Source organism: Vibrio sp. 10N.261.52.C2 (genome assembly GCF_041471425.1).
GTDB classification, from domain to species: Bacteria; Pseudomonadota; Gammaproteobacteria; order Enterobacterales; family Vibrionaceae; genus Vibrio; species Vibrio crassostreae_C.
The window spans coordinates 53,809-78,072 of sequence record NZ_JBFROH010000017.1; the positions used below are offsets into that span (position 1 = coordinate 53,809).

26 protein-coding genes and 1 tRNA gene are annotated in these 24,264 nt (G+C 45.0%); 20 read left to right on the plus strand and 7 right to left on the minus strand.

What is annotated here, in order from left to right; all coding sequences use genetic code 11:
- Positions 1–143: 143 nt before the first annotated feature.
- The 3 genes from AB4307_RS06980 to tkt form a co-directional block, all read right to left on the minus strand.
- Complete coding sequence (locus AB4307_RS06980; protein WP_017059064.1) at positions 144–1,307, minus strand: phosphoglycerate kinase; 1,164 nt, start codon at positions 1,305–1,307, stop codon at positions 144–146.
- Positions 1,308–1,473: 166 nt separating this feature from the next.
- Complete coding sequence (gene epd, locus AB4307_RS06985; RefSeq protein WP_032545627.1) at positions 1,474–2,523, minus strand: erythrose-4-phosphate dehydrogenase; 1,050 nt, start codon at positions 2,521–2,523, stop codon at positions 1,474–1,476.
- Between the two features lie 211 nt (positions 2,524–2,734).
- A complete protein-coding gene (tkt, locus tag AB4307_RS06990) occupies positions 2,735–4,729 on the minus strand; it encodes a transketolase (RefSeq protein WP_048605833.1) in 1,995 nt (664 codons plus the stop codon).
- A gap of 355 nt (positions 4,730–5,084) precedes the next feature.
- On the opposite strand from tkt, the gene metK reads away from it, so the two are divergent.
- The 9 genes from metK (at position 5,085) to AB4307_RS07035 (ending at position 12,059) form a co-directional block, all read left to right on the plus strand.
- Positions 5,085–6,239, plus strand: coding sequence for a methionine adenosyltransferase (metK, locus tag AB4307_RS06995; protein WP_017062234.1), 1,155 nt, complete (start codon positions 5,085–5,087; stop codon positions 6,237–6,239).
- A gap of 368 nt (positions 6,240–6,607) precedes the next feature.
- Positions 6,608–7,405, plus strand: a complete 798-nt coding sequence (locus tag AB4307_RS07000) for a DUF2189 domain-containing protein (RefSeq protein ID WP_017062235.1) — start codon at positions 6,608–6,610, stop codon at positions 7,403–7,405.
- 80 nt (positions 7,406–7,485) lie between these two features.
- Positions 7,486–7,986, plus strand: a complete 501-nt coding sequence (locus AB4307_RS07005; RefSeq protein WP_017062236.1) for a SprT family zinc-dependent metalloprotease — start codon at positions 7,486–7,488, stop codon at positions 7,984–7,986.
- A 96-nt stretch (positions 7,987–8,082) separates the two neighbouring features.
- Positions 8,083–8,814 carry an endonuclease gene (locus tag AB4307_RS07010; RefSeq protein ID WP_017063198.1) on the plus strand — a complete coding sequence of 244 codons (732 nt, stop codon included), beginning with the start codon at positions 8,083–8,085 and terminating at the stop codon, positions 8,812–8,814.
- A gap of 153 nt (positions 8,815–8,967) precedes the next feature.
- On the plus strand, positions 8,968–9,699 hold the full coding sequence (gene rsmE, locus AB4307_RS07015) for a 16S rRNA (uracil(1498)-N(3))-methyltransferase (protein ID WP_017062238.1): 732 nt from the start codon (positions 8,968–8,970) through the stop codon (positions 9,697–9,699).
- Positions 9,700–9,708: 9 nt separating this feature from the next.
- On the plus strand, positions 9,709–10,659 hold the full coding sequence (gene gshB / locus AB4307_RS07020; protein WP_004735482.1) for a glutathione synthase: 951 nt from the start codon (positions 9,709–9,711) through the stop codon (positions 10,657–10,659).
- 116 nt (positions 10,660–10,775) lie between these two features.
- The gene (locus AB4307_RS07025) at positions 10,776–11,339 is read left to right on the plus strand and encodes a YqgE/AlgH family protein (protein ID WP_017062239.1); all 564 of its coding nucleotides are present in this window, start codon (positions 10,776–10,778) and stop codon (positions 11,337–11,339) included.
- A 60-nt stretch (positions 11,340–11,399) separates the two neighbouring features.
- A complete protein-coding gene (gene ruvX / locus AB4307_RS07030; protein WP_017062240.1) occupies positions 11,400–11,822 on the plus strand; it encodes a Holliday junction resolvase RuvX in 423 nt (140 codons plus the stop codon).
- A gap of 99 nt (positions 11,823–11,921) precedes the next feature.
- Complete coding sequence (locus tag AB4307_RS07035) at positions 11,922–12,059, plus strand: hypothetical protein (RefSeq protein ID WP_170791814.1); 138 nt, start codon at positions 11,922–11,924, stop codon at positions 12,057–12,059.
- Positions 12,060–12,133: 74 nt separating this feature from the next.
- Here AB4307_RS07035 and AB4307_RS07040 read toward each other — a convergent pair whose 3' ends face one another.
- Both AB4307_RS07040 and AB4307_RS07045 read right to left on the minus strand, forming a co-directional pair.
- Positions 12,134–13,243, minus strand: a complete 1,110-nt coding sequence (locus AB4307_RS07040) for a PilT/PilU family type 4a pilus ATPase (RefSeq protein WP_372131488.1) — start codon at positions 13,241–13,243, stop codon at positions 12,134–12,136.
- A gap of 14 nt (positions 13,244–13,257) precedes the next feature.
- Positions 13,258–14,295 (minus strand): type IV pilus twitching motility protein PilT, encoded by a 1,038-nt coding sequence (locus tag AB4307_RS07045; protein ID WP_372131490.1) that lies wholly within the window; start codon positions 14,293–14,295, stop codon positions 13,258–13,260.
- Between the two features lie 26 nt (positions 14,296–14,321).
- Between AB4307_RS07045 and AB4307_RS07050 the strand changes: the two genes are divergently transcribed.
- The 7 genes from AB4307_RS07050 (at position 14,322) to hemW (ending at position 19,153) form a co-directional block, all read left to right on the plus strand.
- Positions 14,322–15,026 (plus strand): YggS family pyridoxal phosphate-dependent enzyme, encoded by a 705-nt coding sequence (locus AB4307_RS07050; protein ID WP_017062243.1) that lies wholly within the window; start codon positions 14,322–14,324, stop codon positions 15,024–15,026.
- A gap of 78 nt (positions 15,027–15,104) precedes the next feature.
- Positions 15,105–15,923, plus strand: coding sequence for a pyrroline-5-carboxylate reductase (gene proC, locus AB4307_RS07055; protein WP_371725225.1), 819 nt, complete (start codon positions 15,105–15,107; stop codon positions 15,921–15,923).
- A 57-nt stretch (positions 15,924–15,980) separates the two neighbouring features.
- Entirely contained in the window at positions 15,981–16,538 is a 558-nt protein-coding gene (locus AB4307_RS07060) for a YggT family protein (protein ID WP_010435653.1), read from the plus strand.
- 29 nt (positions 16,539–16,567) lie between these two features.
- Positions 16,568–16,858 carry a DUF167 family protein YggU gene (yggU, locus tag AB4307_RS07065; RefSeq protein ID WP_017062245.1) on the plus strand — a complete coding sequence of 97 codons (291 nt, stop codon included), beginning with the start codon at positions 16,568–16,570 and terminating at the stop codon, positions 16,856–16,858.
- A 28-nt stretch (positions 16,859–16,886) separates the two neighbouring features.
- The gene (locus tag AB4307_RS07070; protein WP_017062246.1) at positions 16,887–17,318 is read left to right on the plus strand and encodes a DUF4426 domain-containing protein; all 432 of its coding nucleotides are present in this window, start codon (positions 16,887–16,889) and stop codon (positions 17,316–17,318) included.
- Positions 17,319–17,366: 48 nt separating this feature from the next.
- On the plus strand, positions 17,367–17,966 hold the full coding sequence (locus AB4307_RS07075) for an XTP/dITP diphosphatase (protein WP_017062247.1): 600 nt from the start codon (positions 17,367–17,369) through the stop codon (positions 17,964–17,966).
- Positions 17,966–19,153: a radical SAM family heme chaperone HemW gene (gene hemW, locus AB4307_RS07080; RefSeq protein WP_017062248.1), complete on the plus strand. Its 1,188-nt coding sequence runs from the start codon at positions 17,966–17,968 to the stop codon at positions 19,151–19,153. Before AB4307_RS07075 ends, hemW begins: the two co-directional genes overlap by 1 nt.
- A 131-nt stretch (positions 19,154–19,284) precedes the next feature.
- Here hemW and glsB read toward each other — a convergent pair whose 3' ends face one another.
- Together glsB and trmB are read right to left on the minus strand one after the other, a co-directional pair.
- Positions 19,285–20,205 (minus strand): glutaminase B, encoded by a 921-nt coding sequence (gene glsB, locus AB4307_RS07085; protein WP_017062249.1) that lies wholly within the window; start codon positions 20,203–20,205, stop codon positions 19,285–19,287.
- A 349-nt stretch (positions 20,206–20,554) separates the two neighbouring features.
- Entirely contained in the window at positions 20,555–21,274 is a 720-nt protein-coding gene (trmB, locus tag AB4307_RS07090) for a tRNA (guanosine(46)-N7)-methyltransferase TrmB (protein WP_017062250.1), read from the minus strand.
- Between the two features lie 165 nt (positions 21,275–21,439).
- Here trmB and mutY point away from each other — a divergent pair, with 165 nt between their 5' ends.
- The 4 genes from mutY (at position 21,440) to AB4307_RS07110 (ending at position 24,184) form a co-directional block, all read left to right on the plus strand.
- A complete protein-coding gene (gene mutY / locus AB4307_RS07095; RefSeq protein ID WP_372131492.1) occupies positions 21,440–22,501 on the plus strand; it encodes an A/G-specific adenine glycosylase in 1,062 nt (353 codons plus the stop codon).
- Positions 22,502–22,529: 28 nt separating this feature from the next.
- Complete coding sequence (locus tag AB4307_RS07100; RefSeq protein WP_010435637.1) at positions 22,530–22,802, plus strand: oxidative damage protection protein; 273 nt, start codon at positions 22,530–22,532, stop codon at positions 22,800–22,802.
- A 69-nt stretch (positions 22,803–22,871) separates the two neighbouring features.
- Positions 22,872–24,005, plus strand: coding sequence for a membrane-bound lytic murein transglycosylase MltC (mltC, locus tag AB4307_RS07105; RefSeq protein WP_017062252.1), 1,134 nt, complete (start codon positions 22,872–22,874; stop codon positions 24,003–24,005).
- A 103-nt stretch (positions 24,006–24,108) separates the two neighbouring features.
- Positions 24,109–24,184 (plus strand) — tRNA-Phe (locus AB4307_RS07110).
- Positions 24,185–24,264 lie beyond the last annotated feature (80 nt).

The following is a 24,264-nucleotide window of genomic DNA, read 5'->3' on the forward strand; positions in this document are numbered from 1 at the left end:
ATTTATTCTATCGTTTTAAGATTAAAAAACTTAAGTTTAAAAACTTGCAATCGTTTGCTCACAACTTATGCCATTCTAGCAAAAAAGTGTGATATGCAGCAAACGTTAAAAGGCGAGATTCACATCTCGCCTTTCTAAATCAATTATGCTTTAGCACGCTCTTCAAGCATTGCTACTGCAGGAAGTACTTTACCTTCAACGAATTCAAGGAAAGCGCCACCGCCAGTAGAGATGTAAGAAACGTCAGCTTTGATACCGAACTTATCGATAGCTGCTAGCGTGTCACCACCACCTGCTACAGAGAAACCTGCAGACTCAGCGATTGCTTTAGAGATACCAGCTGTACCCGCTTCGAAGTTCTTGAATTCGAATACGCCTACAGGGCCGTTCCAAAGGATTGTTTTCGCGTTGCCGATGATTTCAGCTAGTGCCGCAGTTGAATCTGGACCAAGGTCGAAGATCATGTCGTCGTCTTGAACTTCAGAAACGTGCTTGATTTCAGCTTCTGCGTTTTCGTCGAATGCTTTAGCACATGCAACGTCAGTTGCTACTGGGATAGCACACTCTTTCATTAGCTTTTGAGCCGTTTCAACTAGGTCAGCTTCGTATAGAGACTTACCTACGTTGTGGCCTTCAGCAGCGATGAATGTGTTCGCGATACCACCACCAACAACAAGCTGGTCAGCAATTTTAGAAAGAGATTCTAGAACGGTTAGTTTAGTAGAAACTTTAGAACCACCAACGATAGCCACTAGTGGGCGAGCTGGGTTGTCCATTGCTTTACCAAGCGCTTCAAGCTCAGCAGCTAGAAGAGGGCCAGCACATGCTACAGGAGCGTAAGTACCAACGCCGTGTGTAGAAGCTTGAGCACGGTGAGCTGTACCGAATGCATCCATTACAAAGATGTCACATAGTGCAGCGTATTGCTTAGAAAGTGCTTCTTCGTTCTTCTTCTCGCCTTTGTTGAAACGAACGTTTTCAAGAACAACAAGTTCACCAGCGTTTAGCTCTAGGCCGTTTACGTAATCTTTAGCTAGTTTAACTTCGCAGTCTAGTGCGTCGTTTAGGTAGTTAACTACAGGAGCTAGAGAGAACTCTTCGTTGTATTCGCCTTCAGTAGGACGACCAAGGTGAGAAGTAACCATTACCTTTGCGCCAGCTTCTAGGCAAAGTTTGATAGTTGGTAGAGATGCAAGGATACGTGCATCTGAAGTTACTTTACCGTCTTTTACTGGTACGTTTAGGTCAGCACGGATAAATACGCGTTTACCTGCAAGTTCCAGGTCAGTCATCTTGATCACAGACATGATTTGTCCTCTCAAATTTAAATAAATATAAAGTTTTGGAAACTCAGCAACCCTGCTAAGCCTATAAATTATTCAACTGGTAATTCTTTCACTACTAATAATATGTGGACTCTTAGTATTTATTTCAAGCTAAAAAATAAATAATCCGCACATTTGCTTCTAGGTCTTACTTCTTGCCTTCAGAAGCTTGCATTGCAAGAACCGTATCCAGCATTCGGTTCGCAAAGCCCCATTCATTATCACACCACACTAGCATTTTAACTAAGTGGCCGTTGCTCACTCGCGTTTGTGAACCATCAACGATTGCGCTATGGGGATCGTGATTAAAGTCGATGGAAACGAGCGGCGCTTCAGTATAGTCAACTATATTGTGTAATGTACACTGGGATGCATTAACAATGGTTTGATTTACGTCATTAACTTTCACATTTGCATTAATTGTGACACTTAAATCCATCGCTGTTACGTTTACCGTCGGCACACGCACAGATATAGCTTCAAATTTGTTGGAAAATTTCGGGAAGATTCTTTCAATACCTTTATGCAACTTGGTATCGACAGGAATGATCGATTGGCTTGCTGCTCGAGTACGACGCAAATCGCTGTGGTACGCATCGATAACTTGTTGATCATTCATTGAAGAGTGAATAGTCGTAATCGTACCGGACTCGATACCAAAGGCGTCATCAAGAACCTTAATGATAGGGACAATACAGTTGGTGGTGCACGAACCATTGGAAACGATTTGGTGGTCCGCTTCGATGGTATCGTGGTTCACACCATAGATAATGGTGTTATCGAGGTCATTGGCACCGGGGTGAGAAAACAGTACCTTTTTCGCCCCTGCAGCAATGTGCGCGAGGCCGTCATCTCGGCAACCATAAACACCGGTACAATCGAGAACGATATCCACCTCAAGGTCACGCCAAGGCAACAGCTCAATATCAGCAAGATGTAAGATACGAATGGTATCAAACTCACCCTTGTCTTCAGCACCAATGCCATGATGGACATAAATGTGCTCTTGATCGTTAGAGATTTTCTTACCGAAGCGGCCGTGACTGGTGTCGTACTGCAATAGGTGAGCCATAGCGTCAGGCTGAGCAAGCTCATTAACAGCTACTACTTTGATTTGTTGGCTTTTGCCACTTTCATAGACAGCGCGTAATACATTACGCCCTATTCGTCCAAATCCGTTTATCGCGACTTTTAGCATATTTCCGTACATCTAACCAAAATTTCGTGCAACAGATGATAACTGAATCCTACCCAAAAGGCATTACTTGAATAACCCCGTTTAGTTAGGACAGGTTAATCTGTTGCTTGTAGAGATAAGCCTAGAAGAAACAAATCCCAGATACAAAAAACCGAGCTCAGCGCTCGGTTTTTCCTTCATTTAACTGTTAGCACAGGCCATCAGTCAATGATTAAGCAAGAAGCTCTTTCGCTGTGTTTACTACGTTTTCAGTAGTGAAACCGAACATCTTGAATAGCTCACCTGCTGGTGCAGATTCGCCGAACGTTGTCATACCGATGATCTTGCCACCGAAGCCAACGTATTTGTACCAGAAGTCAGCGATGCCAGCTTCTACTGCGATACGCGCTGTAACATCAGATGGAAGTACAGACTCACGGTATTCAGCGTCTTGCTTGTCGAATGCGTCAGTTGCAGGCATAGATACTACGCGTACAGCTTTACCTTCAGCGGTTAGTTGTGCAGCAGCTTCAACTGCAAGCTCAACTTCAGAACCAGTTGCAATGATGATTAGCTCTGGCTTGCCTTCACAATCTTTCAGGATGTAACCACCCTTAGCGATGTTAGCAACTTGCTCAGCATTACGATCTTGTTGTGCAAGGTTTTGACGAGAGAAGATTAGAGATGAAGGACCATCTTTACGCTCAATAGCCAGTTTCCAAGCCACTGCAGATTCAACTTGGTCACATGGGCGCCATGTGCTCATGTTTGGAGTCAGACGTAGAGAAGCGATCTGCTCAACCGGTTGGTGAGTAGGGCCATCTTCGCCTAAGCCGATAGAATCGTGCGTGTAAACTTGGATGTTCTGAACTTTCATCAGAGCAGCCATACGCATTGCGTTACGCGCGTATTCCATGAACATTAGGAACGTTGCGCCGTATGGCACGAAACCACCGTGCAGAGCGATACCGTTCATGATAGCCGTCATACCGAATTCACGTACACCGTAATGGATGTAGTTACCAGAAAAGTCAGTTGCTTCAAGAGACTTAGAACCAGACCACATAGTCAGGTTAGAAGGCGCAAGGTCAGCAGAGCCGCCCATGAATTCTGGAAGCATTTGACCAAACGCTTCTAGTGCGTTTTGAGATGCTTTACGTGAAGCGATGTTTGCTGGGTTAGCTTGAAGATCAGCAATGATTGCGTTTGCTTTCTCTTCCCACTCAGCGGGTAGCTCGCCGTTAGTACGACGTTTGAATTCAGCTGCTAGCTCTGGGTAAGCCGCTGCGTATGCGTCAAACTTCGCGTTCCACGCTGCTTCTTTCGCTGCGCCTGCTTCTTTCGCATTCCACTCAGCTGCGATATCTGCTGGGATTTCGAAAGGACCGTGTTCCCAACCCAATGCTGCTTTAGTTGCTGTGATTTCATCAGCGCCTAGTGGAGCACCGTGACAGTCATGCGTACCCGCTTTGTTTGGAGAACCAAAACCGATGATAGTTTTAGTACAGATAAGCGTTGGACGAGGATCCGCTTTAGCCGCTTCAATCGCTGCGTTGATAGCATCAGAGTCGTGACCATCTACTGCTGGGATTACGTGCCAACCGTATGCTTCAAAACGCTTAGGTGTATCGTCAGAGAACCAACCTTCAACTTCACCATCGATAGAGATGCCGTTGTCATCCCAGAAAGCAACCAGCTTACCAAGACCTAGCGTACCTGCTAGAGAACATGCTTCGTGAGAGATACCTTCCATCAGACAGCCATCACCCATGAATGCATAAGTGTAGTGGTCTACGATGTCGTGGCCTTCTTTGTTGAACTGTGCCGCCAGTGCTTTCTCAGCCATTGCCATACCAACAGCGTTAGTGATGCCTTGACCTAGAGGACCAGTCGTTGTTTCGATACCAGGAGCGTAACCGTACTCAGGGTGACCTGGAGTCTTAGAGTGCAGTTGACGGAAGTTTTTCAGGTCTTCAATTGAAAGCTCGTAACCTGCAAGGTGAAGCAGAGAATAAATCAACATTGAACCATGGCCGTTAGACAGGATAAAACGGTCGCGGTCAGCCCATTCTGGGTTTGCTGGGTTGTGGTTCAAGTGGCCACGCCAAAGAACTTCAGCGATGTCAGCCATACCCATAGGTGCGCCTGGGTGGCCTGAATTTGCTTGTTGAACACCGTCCATGCTAAGTGCGCGGATTGCATTGGCTAGATCTTTACGAGAAGGCATGTCTGCTCCTGGATACATAAGCGATTTAAAAAAGAGATAGTGCTAATGTTTTCATTTTAATTAGCGCGGGTATTCTCTCAAACGACTATTGCGACTGCAAACGTTTTACTGGCATTTTAACGGTCATTTTTCGCAATTTTCGAACATTTACATCACTTGGCAGTGGCTTATCTCAATCGATACGCAAACGATTAGTTATGACATATCATAAAAAAGAGCTTGTAATTCGACCGCTGGAATTTAGAATAGCCGTCTAGATGTAGAAACACCTACAAAATATACTGTATTTAATGGCGCGCTTCCTAGCTTGCGACGCCATAAACTATTTACACCAAAAACTAAAAGTGGAGCTCTCATGGCTAAGCACCTATTCACTTCTGAATCTGTTTCAGAAGGCCATCCAGATAAAATTGCAGACCAAATCTCTGATGCTGTTCTTGATGCCATCTTGGAACAAGATCCAAAAGCACGTGTTGCTTGTGAGACTTACGTTAAAACCGGCATGGTTATGGTTGGCGGTGAAGTAACAACGTCTGCATGGGTTGATATCGAAGAAATCACTCGTGAAACAGTACGTGAAATTGGTTACGTTCATTCTGATATGGGCTTTGACGCTGACTCTTGTGCTGTTCTAAACACAATTGGTAAGCAGTCTCCAGACATCAACCAAGGTGTTGATAAAGAAGACCCTAAAGAGCAAGGCGCAGGCGACCAAGGCATCATGTTTGGTTACGCGACTAACGAAACACCAATCCTAATGCCGGCTCCAATTACTTACTCTCACCTTCTTGTTAAGAAGCAAGCTGAAGTACGTAAGAGCGGTAAACTTGACTTCCTTCGCCCTGATGCGAAATCTCAAGTTACGTTCCAATACGACCAAGGTAAAATCGTTGGTATCGACGCTGTTGTTCTTTCGACTCAACACTGCGATTCAGTAACAACACCGGATCTACGTGAAGCAGTAATGGAAGAGATCATCAAACCAGTACTTCCTGCTGAGTGGATCAACAAAGACACTAACTTCTTCATCAACCCAACAGGCCGTTTCGTAATCGGTGGCCCAATGGGTGACTGTGGTCTAACAGGTCGTAAGATCATCGTTGATACCTACGGCGGCGCAGCTCGTCACGGTGGCGGTGCATTCTCTGGTAAAGATCCATCAAAAGTTGACCGTTCTGCAGCTTACGCGGCTCGTTACGTTGCGAAAAACATCGTTGCTGCTGGCATGGCTGACCGTTGTGAGATTCAACTGTCTTACGCTATCGGTGTTGCTGATCCAACATCTATCATGGTTGAAACGTTTGGTACTGAAAAAGTAGCTCACGAAATTATCATTGAAGCAGTTCGTCAAAACTTCGACCTACGTCCATACGGTCTTCAAGAGATGTTGAACCTTCTTCAGCCTATCTACAAGCAGACTGCTGCATACGGCCACTTCGGTCGTGAAGAGTTCCCTTGGGAAGCGACTGACAAAGCAGCAATCCTTGCGGACTTCGCTGGCCTAAAATAATTTAGCCACTGCGATTTGTTTCTTTAAAGCCCTTACTTCTTAGTAAGGGCTTTATTTTTATGTACTTACCTTACTTTCACTCGCCATTCTCTTCTCTAATGCCCTTCTTTACCGTTAACCACTTAGTATAAAAAACCGCTGATAATTTGTGTTTTCTAACACTACTGACAATAGTTAAGGTAACTCCTAAGAGATCAAGCTCACATTTAACTTAAATTAATTCAGCCTGATAACGCTCGTTAAATGCACGCTAGAACAAAAACTGGGATGACAAAGAGCAATTTAGCTCAACACCATAACTCTCACACAAGCCACATCGATGAGCCTTATGGAATTATAACTAGGACGTTATTTAACTAGGGGGATCTATGCCTCGTACCGCGCACCCATCCGAACTGAACGATAAAAAACACAAGGTCAGCGATAAGGATTACGCTCGCACCATTCCTTGTAACCAAATCAGTATTTCCGCACCCTTTCATTGGTTGTCGCTTGCTCTGCATGACTTAGTAAGAATGCCATTAATCAGCGCATTCTACGGTTTGTGCTTTATGGGAGCGGCAATCGCCATTGTTCAGCTTGTCCAATGGCAAGGAACACACTTGGTCGTAATGCCAAGCCTGATCGTGTACATGCTAATAGGGCCGTTTCTTGCTCTGGGCTTGTATGACGCAGCTTGGGAAAGAGAAAAAGGCCACAACGCAAGCCTACTGCACTCGATGAAAGCCATCACTCGCAACTCCACCCACCAATGGGCCTTTGCGATCGTATTGATGGTTGCGATGATATTCTGGATGCGTATCGCTGCATTATTGCACGCGCTCTACCCTTCAGTGCAAGGCGCACCACTGGCTGAGTTCGCTCCCTTCTTAATTACGGGTTCTGTGATTGGTTTTGTTATCGCAAGCCTCATATTTAGCATCTCAGCATTTTCAATTCCGTTAATGATGGAGAGACGCGTTGATGTGATGAGTGCGATTTTCACTAGCTTTAATGCCGTGAAATCGAACATCCCTGCAATGGTGGTTTGGGCGAGTATTATTTGTGCCGGTATTTTGGTGGGTTTTGCCACCTACGGCATCGGAATGATCGTCACCATGCCGCTACTTGGCTATGCTACATGGCACGCTTATCACGAGATCATTAAGAAAAAACATCACGTGTAAAGCATCGCTAGATCAACAAGCAATGTTATGATTAGGCCTTGGTTTAAACGCTGAGGCCTTTTATTTGGAGTTAACAACGTTTGTCTTACACCCCGCAACAACACCGAGCAAATAAGAAATTGGCCGAATGCCTAGCTATCGCAAATCAACATTTCTCTCGTGAATTTCCACACCCAACTATCACCTTCAAGTTAAGAGGCAAAGCGGCGGGAAAGGCCTACCTTCAGCTCAACGAAATTAAGCTCAACCACGTACTATTTTCTGAAAATGAAGATGCCTTCATCAACGAGGTTGTGCCACATGAACTCGCACACCTGATCACGCATCAGGTTTTCGGACGTGTTAGGCCTCACGGAAACGAGTGGAAATACGTGATGGAAAAAGTATTCAACGTGCCAGCCAGAACAACTCACAGCTTTGAAATCGCGTCAGTTCAAGGGAAAACCTTTGAATATCGATGTGAGTGCACCACTTACCCATTATCAATCAGACGACACAACAAAGTACTTCGGAATCAATCGACCTACCGCTGCCAATTGTGCCAGCAAACCTTAGCTTTCACGGGAACTCAACTAAGCTAGTGACAGGTTGATTTACTCGGTAGAACAAATCTAATAGAGAGATCTAACATTTGAGTGCTAGACTGATGTTTATCATACTTTTATCAGTCTTTTTCTATGCAAAAACTCACCTTCAAAGCATTTGGCCTACCTGTATCTTTTTACTTAACAATAGTATTTGGCCTACTGGTAACCCAAAGCGTTCTCGCCGCACCACCGAGCTCATTTTCCAAAGCAAAAAGAGAAGCGGTGAAGATTTACCTCGACCATCCGACTTCATTTTATTGCGGCTGTGACATTACATGGAAGGACAAAAAGAAAGGCATTCCCGACCTTGATGGCTGTGGCTATCAAGTCCGAAAACAACAAAAGCGGGCGAGTCGAATTGAGTGGGAACACGTGGTTCCAGCTTGGCAATTTGGCCACCAGCGTCAGTGTTGGCAAGATGGTGGGCGCAAGAACTGCACTCGCAATGACAAAATATTCAAATCCATGGAAGCCGACCTTCACAACCTAACTCCGGCCATTGGCGAGGTTAACGGTGATCGCTCCAACTACAACTTCAGTCAGTGGAATGGCATGGATGGTGTGAGCTATGGTCAGTGTGAAATGCAGGTCAACTTCAAGCAGCGTAAAGTTATGCCGCCAGACAGAGCAAAAGGCTCTATCGCGCGTACTTACCTTTACATGAGCCAAGAGTATGGTTTCAAACTATCTAAGCAACAAACCAACCTAATGATGGCGTGGAACAAGCAATTTCCTGTCGACAAGTGGGAATGTACTCGTGATGAGCGAATCTATGCCATCCAAGGTAATCACAACCCATTTGTTTACCCTGCTTGTAAATAACGTCGCTCGTACAATCAACATTCCTAACTATCTCAAACAAGAGTTTCAGAATTGCCCCTGAAACTCTTGCTCTACCCTTGTTTTTTCAACTAAAAGCATCCATGTTAGGCAGAGACAAAATACCCAAATGAACATATTTATAGGTTTACCAGCATGAGAATCCCTCGTATTCATCACCCAGAACGCATTCATCAGTTAGGTTCACTCGCTTTAGGCGAAGATGCCGCGGGTCATGTTGGTCGTGTCCTTCGCATGAAAGAAGGCCAAGAAGTCCTTCTATTTGATGGCAGTGGCGCTGAATTCCCTGCGACGATAGCCGAAGTATCAAAGAAAAATGTCACCGTTAATGTTTCTGAACGCATCGAACGCAGCAGCGAATCTCCGTTAGACTTACATTTAGGCCAAGTGATTTCACGTGGCGACAAAATGGAGTTCACGATTCAGAAATCGGTTGAGCTTGGTGTGAACACCATTACCCCTTTAATTTCAGAGCGCTGTGGCGTTAAGCTTGATACAAAACGCTTCGAGAAAAAACTCGCACAGTGGCAAAAGATTGCTATCGCGGCGTGTGAACAGTGTGGCCGCAATACGGTTCCAGTCATTCGCCCTATCATGCAACTTGAAGAGTGGTGTAGCGAACCGAGTGAAGCATTAAAGCTGAACTTACATCCTCGTGCAAAATACTCAATTAATACCCTTCCAGAACCTATCAGTAAGGTACGCCTATTGATCGGCCCTGAAGGTGGCTTGTCGGCTGAAGAAATCGGCATGACAGAACAATACAAATTTGAAGAGACGCTACTCGGCCCACGTGTACTTCGTACCGAAACAGCAGCTCTAACCGCAATTACTGCCTTACAAGTCCGTTTTGGCGATCTAGGCTAGGAGAAAAAAATGATCAAACTTGGCATCGTAATGGATCCAATTTCATCCATTAACATCAAAAAAGACTCTAGCTTTGCCATGATGCTTGAAGCTCAGCGTCGTGGTTACGAAATCCATTACATGGAAATGGATGATCTACATTTAGATCAAGGCGTAGCCATTGCTGACACTAAGGTTGTTGAACTAAAAGAAGATCCAAACGGTTGGTACGAGTTCAAATCAGAACAGACTATCGCGCTATCCGATTTAGATGCGGTACTAATGCGTAAAGATCCTCCGTTTGATACTGAGTACATCTACGCAACTTACATTCTTGAGCGTGCTGAAGAGAACGGCGCACTGATCGTCAACAAACCACAAAGCCTACGTGACTGTAACGAGAAGTTGTTCACGGCATGGTTCCCTGAACTGACACCGACCACCATCGTGACTCGTAAAGCTGAAAAAATTAAAGCGTTCCGAGAAGAACACGGCGACGTGATTCTAAAACCACTTGATGGCATGGGCGGCGCGTCTATCTTCCGTGTGAAAGAAGGCGATCCAAACGTATCAGTTATTATTGAAACCTTGACCAACCACGGTCAGAACTACGCAATGGCACAAACTTTTGTTCCAGACATCAGCAATGGTGATAAGCGTATTCTTGTGGTTGACGGTGAGCCAATGCCTTACTGTCTAGCGCGTATTCCTGCAAAAGGGGAAACTCGAGGTAACCTTGCTGCTGGCGGTACAGGTGAAGCTCGTCCTCTAAGTGAAACAGACTGGGCTATCGCAAGAGCAGTTGCTCCAGCACTGAAAGAGAAAGGCTTAATCTTTGTTGGGCTTGATGTTATCGGCGACAAGCTGACTGAAATTAACGTGACTAGCCCTACTTGTATCCGTGAAATTGAAGCCGCTTTTGATATTTCAGTTACAGGTAAATTAATGGATGCAATTGAGCGTCGCGTTAACGCTAAATAGCCTAAACTAAAGAAAGCCTTAGCTATTCGAAAACACAGAAATATCTAGGCAAAGAACAATGAGCGGCTTTACGCCGCTCTTTTTCCTTTACTGGGAACACACTGGCAGGAGGCTCTATGAATTTAACGAACCACTTTCTGGTTGCTATGCCCGGAATGAAAGACCCATACTTTCAAAATTCGGTGATTTACCTTTGTGAGCACAATGACGAAGGCGCGATGGGTTTGATGATCAACGCCCCTATTGATGTCACTGTCGGTAGCATGCTTAAGCAAGTTGAGGTTGATTCTGATCAGCCAAAACCCAACCAAGCAAGTCTTGATAAGCCTGTATTGAATGGTGGACCGGTCGCAGAAGACCGTGGGTTTATTTTGCACAAACCTAAAGGCAACTATCAATCCAGTATCAGCATGACGGATCAAATCTCAGTGACAACCTCAAAAGATATCTTGATGGTGTTGGGCACAGAAGATGAGCCGATGAATTATTTAGTCGCACTTGGGTATGCAGGATGGGAACCCGGACAACTGGAAACAGAACTGACCGAGAACTCATGGTTAACCGTTGAAGCCGATCCGAAGGTCATCTTCGATACACCGATTTCTGACCGCTGGAAAGTCGCTGTACAGATGTTAGGCATTAATGCAGCTCAGCTTTCAGCAGACGCTGGTCACGCCTAGCTCAAATCAACTAAGTAAAATAAACAGACACTCTCAAACACAGATAAATTTGGAAACCCCATGTCACGAACAATTATGGCATTTGACTACGGTACAAAAAGTATCGGTAGTGCGATAGGACAAGAAATCACGGGCACCGCAAGCCCTCTAAAAGCTTTTAAAGCCAAAGATGGCATCCCAAATTGGGACGATATCGAAAAACAAATTAAGGAGTGGCAGCCGAACCTGATTGTAGTCGGCCTTCCTACCGACCTTCATGGTAAAGACTTAGCAACCATTACACCTAGAGCGAAGAAGTTCGCTAACCGCCTTAAAGGACGATTTGGTGTCGATGTTGAACTACATGATGAAAGACTCTCGACCACAGAAGCAAGAGCCGACCTTTTTGAAATGGGCGGCTATAAAGCGCTAAGCAAAGGCAATGTCGATAACCAGTCTGCAGTCGTCATTTTAGAGAGCTGGTTTGAAGCACAATATTCATAACGAAAATTAAGAGCTCAAAGATTAAACTCCTTTGTGATCCTATAATGATATTACGGCGTAATGTCGAAGCAATTCATTATTAGGTAAGTGGGAGTTCACATGAAAATTTTTCTAGCAATCTTCGTAGCTCTAGCAATATCAGCATGCAGTTCGACAAGCTCCAATAATGCAGGTTATATGAATCATACTTCGACTGACGCAGACGTAATCAGCGAGCCTAAGAACAAGAAGCGTTGATAATACAGACGCAGTCGAACGATGAATATGATGAACGCCTGATTTTAACCTAGAATCAAATCAGGCGTTTTTTATCACCCCATATCTATCTTCACACCAGCCAACGCCCCAGTTCCGTAGTCGTCATCACCACGTCTAGTTTTGAGCATTAAGCGCAAGTCATTAGCAGAATCGGCACTGTGGAACGCATCCTCTTCGCTGATCTTGCCTGCTATCACTAAATCATACAAAGCTTGGTCAAAGGTCTGCATACCTATCTCTTTCGATTTAGCCATGGTTGCTTTCAGTTCGTGTAGTTCACCACGACGAATCAAGTCAGAAACACGAGGGCTATTCAGCAGAATCTCGAATACACCATGACGCCCGCTGCCATTCTTGTCGCGAATGAGTTGCTGAGCGACGACACCACGCAGGTTCATCGATAGGTCAAACAAGAACTGTTCTTTCTGCTCTTTCGGCACCAAATGAAGAATACGCTCTAGCGCTTGGTTAGCGTTATTGGCGTGCAAGGTTGCCATACACAAGTGACCCGTTTCAGCAAAGGTCATCGCGTATTCCATGGTCTCACGGCTACGGATTTCGCCAATCAAGATCATGTCTGGTGCTTGGCGTAGCGAGTTCTTAAGCGCGACTTCGTAACTCTCGGTGTCGAGCCCGACCTCACGCTGCGTCACGATGCACTTTTTATGTTCGTGCACAAATTCAATAGGGTCTTCAACCGTCAAGATATGTCCCGAGCGATTGGTGTTGCGATAGCCTGTCATTGCAGCCATTGAGGTCGATTTACCAGAGCCTGTCGCACCAACCACCAGCACAAGTCCGCGCTTAGCTATTGATAGGTCCTGTAGTACATCAGGAAGCTTTAGTTGCTCAAAGGTTGGGATGTTAGTCTCGATACGTCGAATGACCGCTCCAGGTAGCTCTCGCTGAAAGAATGCACTGACACGAAAACGACCAAAGTCACGCACAATCGCAAAATTAGCCTCACGCGTTTGCTGATATTCATCACGTCGGCCTTGTTCCATCATCGCATCAAGTAATTGAGCAACTTGAGCCGCATTCAGCTTCTCTCCTTGGGGGCGTAATTCACCATCCACACGAAAAAGGATTGGCGCATCAACCGTGATATAAAGATCCGATGCCTTTTGAGAAAGCATTCCCTCAAGGATTTGATTCAATTCCATTGTGTCCACCTTGATTAAAACATTGAGGTTTCAATTTCGATCTTTTTCTCGACCTCTTCCGAATCAACCAAGCCCTGCGCCATCAGCTGCTTCGCATTTTGTTCCATGGTCTGCATGCCGTGCGCTGCGCCCGTTTGAATGATCGAGTACATCTGAGCGACCTTATCTTCACGAATCAAGTTTCTGATCGCCGGTGTTGCCATCATGATTTCATGACACGCCACACGACCACCACCAACACGCTTTAGCAGCTTCTGGGCTATCACCGAGCGCAGTGATTCAGACAACATCGAACGAACCATATCTTTATCGCTACCTGGGAACACATCGATAATACGGTCGATCGTTTTAGCCGCACAACTGGTGTGCAGAGTACCAAAGACCAAGTGACCCGTTTCTGCTGCGGTTAACGCTAAGCTAATCGTCTCTTGGTCACGAAGTTCACCAACCAGAATCACGTCTGGGTCTTCACGTAAGGCACTGCGCAGTGCCGCTTTAAAACTGTGGGTATCACGGTGAACTTCACGCTGGTTGACTAGGCATTTATTATTGGTGTGAACGAATTCAATCGGGTCTTCAATCGTCAGAATATGCTTATTGTGGTTGCGATTTACGTAATCAACCATCGCCGCAAGAGTCGTTGATTTACCAGAGCCAGTTGGACCAGTGACGAGCACTAACCCTTTTTCGTAGTTAGCAATCCTTTCGAAGATCTCAGGTGCACCTAACTGATCTAAAGTCGGGATTTCGACAGGGATAGTTCGAAAGACAGCTGAGCAGCCACGGGCTTGGTTAAACGCATTAACACGAAAGCGACCAACATTGGGTAATTCAAAAGAGAAGTCGACTTCCAGTTTTTCTTCAAACTCGCCGCGTTGTGAATCGCTCATGATCTCAAAAACCAAACGATGCACATCAGCATGACTCAAAGCTGGGATTCCAAGCTTCCTTACTTCACCATCTATACGTACCATTGGAGATACACCCGCAGAAAGATGTAGATCTGACGCGTTATGCTTTACACTAAAATCTAGTAACTCAGTGATATCCATTTATTTTCCCTTAAGTAAAGTCAGCTATGAGTAGTATTCAACAAAATATCGAACAAATCACCTCACAGATTCGTAGTGCTGAGCAAAAGTGCGGACGAGCTCCAGAGTCCGTGCAACTTTTAGCCGTCAGCAAAACTAAACCTATTGATGCGATTCTAGAAGCCGCACTCGGAGGCCAAGTTGCCTTTGGTGAAAACTATGTTCAAGAAGGTGTAGATAAAGTAAAACACTTTTCAGAACAACATTCTAACCTAAATTTAGAGTGGCATTTTATTGGTCCAATTCAATCCAATAAAACCCGCCCAATCGCGGAAAGCTTTCAATGGGTGCATTCCGTCGATCGCGATAAGATCGCACAAAGGCTTAATGATCAACGACCAAGCGAACTTCCACCTTTGCAAGTGTTGATTCAGGTAAACACCAGTGGTGAAGAGTCCAAATCTGGAACCTCAGAAGAGACAGTTTTTGCACTCGCGGAGTTGATTTCATCGCTCCCCAACCTCACCTTAAGAGGATTGATGTCGATTCCTGCAAACGTATCTGACTATCAATCTCAGCTTAATGCATTTTCTCAACTGGCAGAGCTTAAAGACAAGCTAGCCGCGAAGTATTCAGACATTGATACCCTTTCGATGGGGATGAGTGGTGATATGGATGCAGCAGTTGAGGCTGGTAGCACAATGGTTCGTATTGGAACAGCTATTTTCGGCGCTCGTGATTACGCGAAATAGCCGTAGTAGGTAACGACAAGTACAAGTATTGATACCGCTTCGCCTTATCCGCGCAGCGACACGCTCAGGATTTTATATATGGTACATAAGAACATCGCCTTTATTGGGGCGGGAAACATGGTTCGCTCAATTGTAGCTGGCTTAGTTGCTAGTGGTTACCCAGCGCAAAAGATTACTGCGACAGCACCTTCAGAAACCAGAAGGCTGCCGTTAGAACAAGAATACGGCATCAATACCACCAGCGATAATATTGCAGCAGCTGAAAAAGCAGACGTTGTTGTGTTATCCGTGAAGCCACAAATGATGGCTGATGTATGTAAACCCTTACAAGATATCGACTTCAGCAACAAACTGGTTATCTCAATTGCCGCGGGTATTAATGCGAATCGACTTAATGAGATGTTAAACTGCCAACTGAACCTTGTTCGTGTGATGCCAAACACGCCATCACTGCTTGGTAAAGGGATGAGTGGTCTTTATGCCGATGCAACTGTCAGCCAAGATGATAAAGACTTTGCTTCTCAGCTGATGCAAGCTGTTGGTGAAGTAAGTTGGGTTGAACAAGAGTCTGGAATCAACAACATCATTGCGGCGGCGGGTAGCGCTCCGGCTTACTTCTTCCTGTTTATGGAAGCGATGCAAGCTGAAGCAATCAAGCAAGGTTTTGACCAAGAAACCGCTCGTAAGCTAGTGCAGCAGTCTGCATTAGGCGCGGCAGAGATGGTGGTAGCGAATCCAAATACTGAATTATCGACACTGCGTGAACAAGTGACTTCAAAAGGCGGAACAACTGCAGAAGCATTGCGCACGTTCAATGAACATCAACTATCAGACATCGTAGCCAAAGCCATGCAAGCGGCGGTCGCTCGAGCTGAAGAGATGGAAAAACTGTTTTAAGCATTTTGTCGCTCGGGTTATATCTAAGCGACAAGTAAATCCGAAAAAGGAAACAATATGAACTCGATGAGCTTTCTGATCTCGACCGTTTTTGATCTTTACATCATGGTTGTGATCTTGCGTATCTGGCTACAAGCATCACGTGCAGATTTCTACAACCCATTCTCACAATTCATCGTAAAAGCGACACAACCGGTTGTTGCCCCACTACGCCGAGTTATTCCATCAATCGGCAGCCTTGATCTAGCGACCGTTGTTTTCGCTTATGTGCTGTGTGTACTTAAGTTCGTTGCTCTAAACCTGATTATCTCTGGCGGCGCTGCCGTTTTCGATATTAGCTTCCTTATCTTTGGTGCACTATCTTTGCTAAAAGCGGCTGGTGGTTTGATCTTCTGGGTTCTACTTATCCGTGCAATCCTAAGCTGGGTAAGCCAAGGTCGTAGTCCAATCGAGTACGTATTCCATCAACTGACTGAACCAATGCTAATGCCTATCCGCCGTATCCTACCGGATATGGGTGGCTTCGACTTAAGCGTTCTGGTTCTGTTCATTGTTCTACAGTTTGCGAACTTCCTAATGGGTGACATGATTGGTCCTATTTGGTATCAGCTATAATTCAAGTACGAACATCAGGTACTTTGACGATGCCAAAAGCGGTTTGGGCCGAGGAAAACGATATTCTTCTTAGGCTCTATATCCAACCCAAAGCAAGCCGAGACAAGATTGTTGGCTTGCATGGTGAGGAACTCAAAATTGCCATAACTGCTCCACCAGTAGATGGCAAAGCCAACGCCCACTTAGCGAAATACCTTGCGAAACAGTTTAAGGTCGCAAAAGGGCAAATTAAGATAGAAAAGGGAGATCTCGGTAGGCACAAGCAAGTTCGAATATGCTCGCCAAGCCAAATCCCAACTGAAGTCAAAGCCATCCTATGATGGCTTTTTGCTATTTATTGGAGTCATTATGCGTTTATGGATAACAGCACTACTCACCGCTCTTGTTGCCTTACCAAGCTCAGCAGGGCAATTTAAGAACATTAAGGATGTCGAGGTTCATTACTCGGCTTTTAATTCCACGTTCTTAACTTCGCAAGTCGCTAAGCAATACAAACTTAAGCGAAATGGATACTCAGCAATCCTCAACATCAGCGTGTTAGACAAGGCTTCTCTAGGCAAGCCTGCGACAACGGCTAAAATTACGGGAACAGCGAAGAACCTCGTTGGAAACACCCGTACTTTGAAGTTTCGAGAAATCAAAGAAGGCGATGCGATTTATTACCTTGCTGAGTTCCCCGTAACTCACGAAGAAAACATCACCTTCGACATCGATGTGAACGCAGGCCTAAAAGGCACTGGTCCACTGCGTTTCACACAGAAATTCTATATAGAAGAGTAAGCTCAAACCTTACTTTTCATTTATTAACTTATTTAGAGCTACATTCCCATGAGTAAGATTGTTTTAGCAACAGGCAACCAAGGTAAAGTTCGCGAGATGGCAGATATTCTGTCTGAGTTTGGTTTTGACGTTGTCGCGCAAAGTGAATTTAACGTTTCAGAAGTCGCTGAAACAGGAACGACTTTCATTGAAAATGCCATCATCAAAGCTCGCCACGCAGCGAAAGAAACAGGGCTGCCAGCCATTGCTGACGACTCAGGTTTAGAGGTTGATTACTTAAATGGTGCGCCAGGTATCTATTCAGCGCGTTACTCAGGTGAAGGGGCAACCGATAAGCAGAACATCAAAAAACTATTAGATGCGATGCAAGGTGTCGAAACTGAAAAGCGTACTGCGCGTTTCCACTGTGTGTTGGTGCTAATGCGTCACGAGAATGATCCAACACCTCTAGTGTGTCACGGTAAATGGGAAGGTCGTATTCTTACTGAAGAACACGGTGAGAATGGCTTTGGCTACGATCCTGTGTTCTTTGTACCAGAAGATAACTGCGCCTCAGCAGAGCTTGAATCTTCGCGTAAGAAGCAACTATCACACCGTGGTAAAGCGCTTGCGTCACTATTCAAGACTCTCAAGGAGCAAGCTCTGTAATGCACAATGCAGCGCTAATACCACCCGCACTTAGCCTCTATGTACACATCCCATGGTGTGTACAAAAGTGTCCGTATTGTGATTTTAACTCTCACGCTCTGAAAGCCGAGATCCCTGAAAAAGAGTACATCGATGCACTGCTTGAGGATCTCGATACTGATATCGAAAAATATCAGCTCAATGGTATGCCTCGCCCACTGCATTCGATCTTTATTGGTGGCGGTACCCCAAGCCTGTTTTCTCCTGAAGGAATTGGCCGATTGTTACAAGGCATTGAACAGCGCATCCCGTTCAAACCTGAAATAGAAATCACCATGGAAGCCAACCCGGGAACTATCGAAGCTGAGCGTTTTGCAGGTTACCAAAAGGCAGGCATTACTCGAATCTCGGTGGGTGTGCAAAGTTTTGAGCAAGAGAAACTGGAAAGACTTGGGCGTATTCATGGTCAAGATGAAGCGGTAAATGCCGCTCATTTAGCGCATAAGATTGGATTGAATAGTTTCAACTTAGACTTAATGCACGGCTTACCCGATCAGAGTATTGAACAAGCGTTGGCTGATTTGGATAAAGCGATAGAACTCGACCCTCCGCACTTATCTTGGTATCAGCTAACAATAGAACCTAACACCATGTTCTATTACAAAACACCAACGCTGCCTGATGATGATGACCTTTGGGATATCTTCGACCTAGGCCATAAGAAGCTCGCAGACGCAGGGTATGTGCAGTACGAAATTTCAGGCTACAGCAAGCCGGGATATCAGTGCCAACATAACCTCAACTACTGGCGCTTTGGTGACTATCTAGGTATTGGCTGTGGCTCTCATGGCAAGCTGAGCTTTACAGATGGACGCATTGTTCGTACCACTAAGGTTAAGCACCCTAGAGGCTATTTGGCTGCGTACCAAAACATGGTAAAACCTTATCTATCAGATGAATTTGAAGTGCCGAATGAAGACCGCCCTTTTGAATTTTTCATGAACCGCTTTAGGTTAATGGAAGCATGTCCAAAGCAGGATTTCATTGATACGACAGGGCTTGGTTTTGACTCGATTCAAAAAACGATTGAATGGGCAAAAGAGCTAGGCTACTTGAAGGAAACCGACACTCACTGGCAGATCACTGAAAAAGGAAAGCTGTTTCTCAATGATCTGTTAGAAGCCTTTATGGCAGAAGAAGACGAGTAGTTCGAGATTCGAGATTCGAGATTCGAGAAGCATTGCGTAAGGGTTGGCTTTAGGGTCAACCCTTTTTGTTTTATAGCCCTCTCTCGGAGCGAAGCGTTCTATAGGACAACGTCCGTGCTCGAATCTTTCTCTTAGAAAATAGAACGACCAATTCGCTCTGAAAGCAACTCTAGAGCCTTAGTACCTGCGAGCGAGTTGCCAGAAGGATCAAGCTCTGGAGACCACACCGCAATCGTCATTTCGCCAGGAACGATAGCAATAATACCGCCACCAACGCCCGATTTTCCTGGCATACCAACACGGTAGGCAAACTCACCAGCCCCATCGTACAAGCCACACGTCGCAAGCAAAGCATTCAACTGCTTGGTTTGAACTGGCGTGATGATCTCTTTCTTGGTTTGAACCGACACGCCTTTGTTTGCTAAATAGCTAAAGGTTTTTGCCAAATCCACACACGTCATTTTAAGCGCACAAGCGTGGAAGTAGTTATTCAGAACTGGGATAACATCATTCTCAAAATTACCAAATGAACGCATCAAATAAGCAATGGCCGCATTACGATCGCTGTGCATCATTTCTGAAGCCGCTACCACCTTGTCATACACAATATGAGTATCACCCGATAACTGACGCACAAACTCTAACAAGCGGTGCCTAGGCGCAGACAAGCGGCTTTGTAGTAGGTCTGCAACGACAATTGCCCCCGCATTGATGAACGGGTTGCGGGGAATACCATACTCCATCTCAAGCTGAATCATCGAGTTAAAGGCTTGACCAGAAGGCTCTTTGCCTACTCTTTGCCAAATCTCTTCAGGCTTATATAGCACCATAGCTAGCGTCAGGCTCAAGGCTTTAGAAATAGATTGCACAGAAAATGCTTCTTCAGCATCGCCTGCTTTAATCACCTCACCTTCATTGGTGTATACCGCGATCGCCAGTTTCTGGTTCGATACGCGAGCCAGTGCAGGGATATAATCAGCGACCTTTCCCTGTCCAATTAAAGGACGAACTTCGTCTAAGATCTCGGCCAAAATAGCTTGAGTTGGTTTCATGTGCGCTTACTTCTATATTGTTATTTTTGTAGGGGTGTAACATATACCAATCGTAGTAAATAACTGCTCACTCTAGCTTGTTAAAATGCTCGATAACTGCGTTAGAATTTTTGATTGTAGAGTAACTACTTATCGAAAAATGCTGCCTTGTTCTCAAGCCTTTTTCCTACGCTATTTCTGATCACTTACTTACTGTGATTGGTATTACTTTCTGTCGTTAAGCCTTTACTGAAATAAAAGCCTAAGGACAAAAAAGCCAACATTACAATAATGTTGGCTTTAATCAATCCCATAAAGTGTAGGGGTTAAACCCTAAGTCGGATTACCCTTCACTTAATTTGATTCGAAGTTACTTAGTACGCTTGAACTTAATGTCCCAAACACCATGACCTAAACGGTGGCCACGAGCTTCAAACTTAGTTAGCGGGCGCTCATCCGGACGAGGGATGTAATCACCATCTTCAGCGATGTTTTCGAAGCCTGGAGCTACGTTCATCACTTCAATCATATGTTCTGCGTAGTTTTCCCAGTCTGTTGCCATGTGGAAAACACCAGTATCAAGTTGAAGCTTGCCGCGAACCATCTCTGCAAACTCAGCCTTAACGATACGACGTTTATGGTGACGAGCTTTGTGCCATGGGTCAGGGAAGAACAGTTGCAGAGTATGCAGGCTGCTATCTGGGATCATGTGTTCAAATACTTCTACAGCATCGTGACACATTACACGCAGGTTAGTTACGCCAGCATCGCGAGCTGTACCTAAACACGCACCAACACCCGGGCTATGAACTTCAATACCTAAGAAGTTTTTCTCAGGTGCGTTCTTTGCCATTTCAACCAGTGATGCACCCATACCGAAGCCAATCTCTAGTACAACCGGGTTATCGTTGCCAAATACTTCTTTCCAGTTAAGAAGCTCTGGGTTGTAGTCGATACCCATTGTTGGCCAACATTCATTCATCGCGTTCTCTTGGCCTTTTGTTAAGCGGCCTTCGCGGCGAACAAAGCTACGGATCTTACGAACCAGTTTGCCGTCTTCAGTATATTCGTTAGTGGTCACTTCACTCATTGATTTTTGCCTGCACATTGATTAATCAAAGCGGGGATTATCCAAAGAATTGCCTCCGGTGCAAGTCTTTCCGTGGATAAATTCCCACACAATTTGTCTGTTTTACATCCAACGTTAAGTGTGGTGCAATTTCGCTTCTAATAATAGCAAAGCATAGAGCATGTCGTGACTCCTTTCGCAACCGCCATATTAAAGTGGTATGACGCCTACGGGCGTAAAGAATTGCCTTGGCAACAAAACAAAACCGCCTACACCGTTTGGCTATCTGAAATCATGCTTCAGCAGACTCAGGTTGCTACGGTGATTCCATACTACCAACGCTTCTTAGAACGCTTTCCAACGGTTATCGACCTAGCGAACGCCGAACAAGATGAGGTACTCCACTTATGGACAGGGCTTGGTTATTACGCACGAGCTCGCAATCTACATAAAGCAGCCAAGATCGTTGCTGAGCAATATGGTGGTGAATTTCCGCTGTCTATCGAAGAGATGAACGCGCTACCGGGGATTGGTCGCTCAACAGCAGCAGCCGTCTTATCATCGGTTCATAAACTTCCTCATGCGATTCTTGATGGCAATGTAAAACGAACGCTTGCGAGAAGTTTTGCCGTTGAAGGTTGGCCGGGGCAAAAGAAAGTCGAAAACCAGCTTTGGGAACACGCCGAAGCACATACTCCGAACAAAGATGTCGATAAGTACAACCAAGCAATGATGGACATGGGTGCCATGGTTTGTACCTGTAGCAAGCCTAAGTGCACCTTGTGCCCGATTGAAAGCATGTGTGAGGCCAAGAAGCTCGATAGACAGCTCGACTTCCCTGGCAAAAAGCCTAAGAAAGAAAAGCCAGTAAAAGACACATGGTTTGTGATTCTGTATCACGACAACCAAGTGTGGCTCGAACAGCGCCCTCAATCTGGTATCTGGGGCGGATTGTTTTGTTTCCCTCAAAATGAAAACGCAGAGATCGAACATCAACTAGATCTTCGTTCGATCAAAGACACTCAAACCAATTCGATCAAGACCATGATTGCGTTTAGACACACTTTCAGCCACTACCACTTAGATATCACGCCAGTATTAGTGAAATTAGATAAACAACCAGATTTGATAATGGAAGGGGCTAAAGGTCTCTGGTATAACTTATCAAAACCGGAAGAAATTGGCCTAGCCGCTCCTGTAAAGCAGCTTATTGAGAGCCTACCCTTTGAACTGAACGACGACGTTTGAATCAACGAACGCGATAAGAGGAACCACTATGAGCCGCACTGTATTTTGTGCTCGCCTTCAAAAAGATGCTGAAGGCCTAGATTTTCAACTTTACCCAGGTGACTTAGGTAAGCGTATCTTTGACAACGTGTCTAAAGAAGCTTGGGGACAATGGCAAAGCAAGCAAACTATGCTTATCAATGAAAAGAAGCTAAACATGATGGATCCTGAGCATCGTAAACTTCTTGAAACTGAGATGGTTAACTTCCTTTTTGAAGGTAAAGATGTCGTAATTGATGGCTATACTCCACCAAGCGAATAAGACATTTATTTAAGCAATTTTTAATGACATCATGGTTAACGCTGCGATGTCATTTTTGTATGAGGAACTATGAAAAAGCTAAGTTACTTCCTAACAGCCATGTTATTAACTGGCTGCAGCCGTGAATTTGTCGAAAGCATTTATGATGTCAATTACGAGCCAACCAACCGGTTTGTGAAGAATTTAGCTGAGCTACCCGGACAATTTGAAAAAGATACCGGGGCGCTAGATTCATTAATAGATAGCTTTTCAGGCAACATTCAAAAACGTTGGGGTAGCAGTGAAATCAAGATGGCAGGTAAGAGTAACTATGTGAAATACATAGATAATTACTTAAGTCGTTCAGAAGTGAATTTTAGCCAAGGCCTCATAACGGTGGAAACGGTTTCCTCTACCGAACCGAAAAAACACCTCAAAAATGCGATCATGACGACCCTTTTGACGCCAGATGATCCGGCGCATGTCGATCTATTCTCTTCTAAAAGCATCAAGCTAGAAGGCAAACCTTTCCTCTATAATCAGGTCGTAGACCAAGAAAAAAAGCCCATTCAATGGACTTGGCGAGCGAACCAGTTTGCGGATTACCTGATCGCGAATAACCTAAAAACCAAAGAAGTCGACTTTAAAAAAGCCTACTACGTTGAAATCCCAATGGTGGCCGACCACGCTAGCCAGCGTAGTTATCAATATGCCGACATCGTTCGACGAGCGTCTCAGCGTTATGACATCCCTGAAGATTTAATCTACGCTATCATCAAGACAGAGAGTAGCTTCAACCCGTACGCCGTAAGCTGGGCTAATGCTTATGGTCTTATGCAGGTGGTACCTAAAACCGCTGGTCGAGATGTATTTGAACACGTCAAAAAGAAACCTGGTGAACCAAGCCCTGAGTACTTATTCAATCCAGAAAACAACATTGATGCTGGCACCGCATACTTTTACATCCTTAAAAATCGTTATTTGAAAGACGTAAAAAACCCATTAACGCTTGAATACAGTATGATTTCAGCCTATAACGGCGGTACTGGTGGCGTACTCAATACCTTCAGTAAGGACAGAAAGCGAGCAATGCAAGACTTAAACTCGCTGCAACCGAGCCAAGCCTACTGGGCGCTTACCAAGAAGCATCCAAATAAAGAGTCGCGCCGATACCTCGAAAAAGTAACGCAATTCAAAAAAGAATTTAACCAAGGTAAAACATAACCCTCACTTTTGAATAAAAAAACAACGAACGAACGGTTTTTTTAGTTATTTTCAAAAAAGGAGTTGACGGTTATGCAGAAAATCCGTTTAATAGCGCTCCGTTGCCCGGATAGCTCAGTCGGTAGAGCAGAGGATTGAAAATCCTCGTGTCGGTGGTTCGATTCCGCCTCCGGGCACCACAATTTGATTTGTTGGTGTCAACACTCTTTAACAGGGAGTAACAACACGGACAAAAGCATAAAGAATTTAGTGTGCCGAC

What these genes read in the sequence shown, in the direction of transcription:
- AB4307_RS06980 (WP_017059064.1), bottom strand. Translation starts at nt 1,307, where the DNA reads ATGTCTGTGATCAAGATGACTGACCTGGAACTTGCAGGTAAACGCGTA.
- epd (WP_032545627.1), bottom strand. Translation starts at nt 2,523, where the DNA reads ATGCTAAAAGTCGCGATAAACGGATTTGGACGAATAGGGCGTAATGTA.
- tkt (WP_048605833.1), bottom strand. Translation starts at nt 4,729, where the DNA reads ATGCCTTCTCGTAAAGATCTAGCCAATGCAATCCGCGCACTTAGCATG.
- metK (WP_017062234.1), top strand. Translation starts at nt 5,085, where the DNA reads ATGGCTAAGCACCTATTCACTTCTGAATCTGTTTCAGAAGGCCATCCA.
- AB4307_RS07000 (WP_017062235.1), top strand. Translation starts at nt 6,608, where the DNA reads ATGCCTCGTACCGCGCACCCATCCGAACTGAACGATAAAAAACACAAG.
- AB4307_RS07010 (WP_017063198.1), top strand. Translation starts at nt 8,083, where the DNA reads ATGCAAAAACTCACCTTCAAAGCATTTGGCCTACCTGTATCTTTTTAC.
- rsmE (WP_017062238.1), top strand. Translation starts at nt 8,968, where the DNA reads ATGAGAATCCCTCGTATTCATCACCCAGAACGCATTCATCAGTTAGGT.
- gshB (WP_004735482.1), top strand. Translation starts at nt 9,709, where the DNA reads ATGATCAAACTTGGCATCGTAATGGATCCAATTTCATCCATTAACATC.
- AB4307_RS07025 (WP_017062239.1), top strand. Translation starts at nt 10,776, where the DNA reads ATGAATTTAACGAACCACTTTCTGGTTGCTATGCCCGGAATGAAAGAC.
- ruvX (WP_017062240.1), top strand. Translation starts at nt 11,400, where the DNA reads ATGTCACGAACAATTATGGCATTTGACTACGGTACAAAAAGTATCGGT.
- AB4307_RS07035 (WP_170791814.1), top strand. Translation starts at nt 11,922, where the DNA reads ATGAAAATTTTTCTAGCAATCTTCGTAGCTCTAGCAATATCAGCATGC.
- AB4307_RS07040 (WP_372131488.1), bottom strand. Translation starts at nt 13,243, where the DNA reads ATGGAATTGAATCAAATCCTTGAGGGAATGCTTTCTCAAAAGGCATCG.
- AB4307_RS07045 (WP_372131490.1), bottom strand. Translation starts at nt 14,295, where the DNA reads ATGGATATCACTGAGTTACTAGATTTTAGTGTAAAGCATAACGCGTCA.
- AB4307_RS07050 (WP_017062243.1), top strand. Translation starts at nt 14,322, where the DNA reads ATGAGTAGTATTCAACAAAATATCGAACAAATCACCTCACAGATTCGT.
- proC (WP_371725225.1), top strand. Translation starts at nt 15,105, where the DNA reads ATGGTACATAAGAACATCGCCTTTATTGGGGCGGGAAACATGGTTCGC.
- AB4307_RS07060 (WP_010435653.1), top strand. Translation starts at nt 15,981, where the DNA reads ATGAACTCGATGAGCTTTCTGATCTCGACCGTTTTTGATCTTTACATC.
- yggU (WP_017062245.1), top strand. Translation starts at nt 16,568, where the DNA reads ATGCCAAAAGCGGTTTGGGCCGAGGAAAACGATATTCTTCTTAGGCTC.
- AB4307_RS07070 (WP_017062246.1), top strand. Translation starts at nt 16,887, where the DNA reads ATGCGTTTATGGATAACAGCACTACTCACCGCTCTTGTTGCCTTACCA.
- AB4307_RS07075 (WP_017062247.1), top strand. Translation starts at nt 17,367, where the DNA reads ATGAGTAAGATTGTTTTAGCAACAGGCAACCAAGGTAAAGTTCGCGAG.
- hemW (WP_017062248.1), top strand. Translation starts at nt 17,966, where the DNA reads ATGCACAATGCAGCGCTAATACCACCCGCACTTAGCCTCTATGTACAC.
- glsB (WP_017062249.1), bottom strand. Translation starts at nt 20,205, where the DNA reads ATGAAACCAACTCAAGCTATTTTGGCCGAGATCTTAGACGAAGTTCGT.
- trmB (WP_017062250.1), bottom strand. Translation starts at nt 21,274, where the DNA reads ATGAGTGAAGTGACCACTAACGAATATACTGAAGACGGCAAACTGGTT.
- AB4307_RS07100 (WP_010435637.1), top strand. Translation starts at nt 22,530, where the DNA reads ATGAGCCGCACTGTATTTTGTGCTCGCCTTCAAAAAGATGCTGAAGGC.
- mltC (WP_017062252.1), top strand. Translation starts at nt 22,872, where the DNA reads ATGAAAAAGCTAAGTTACTTCCTAACAGCCATGTTATTAACTGGCTGC.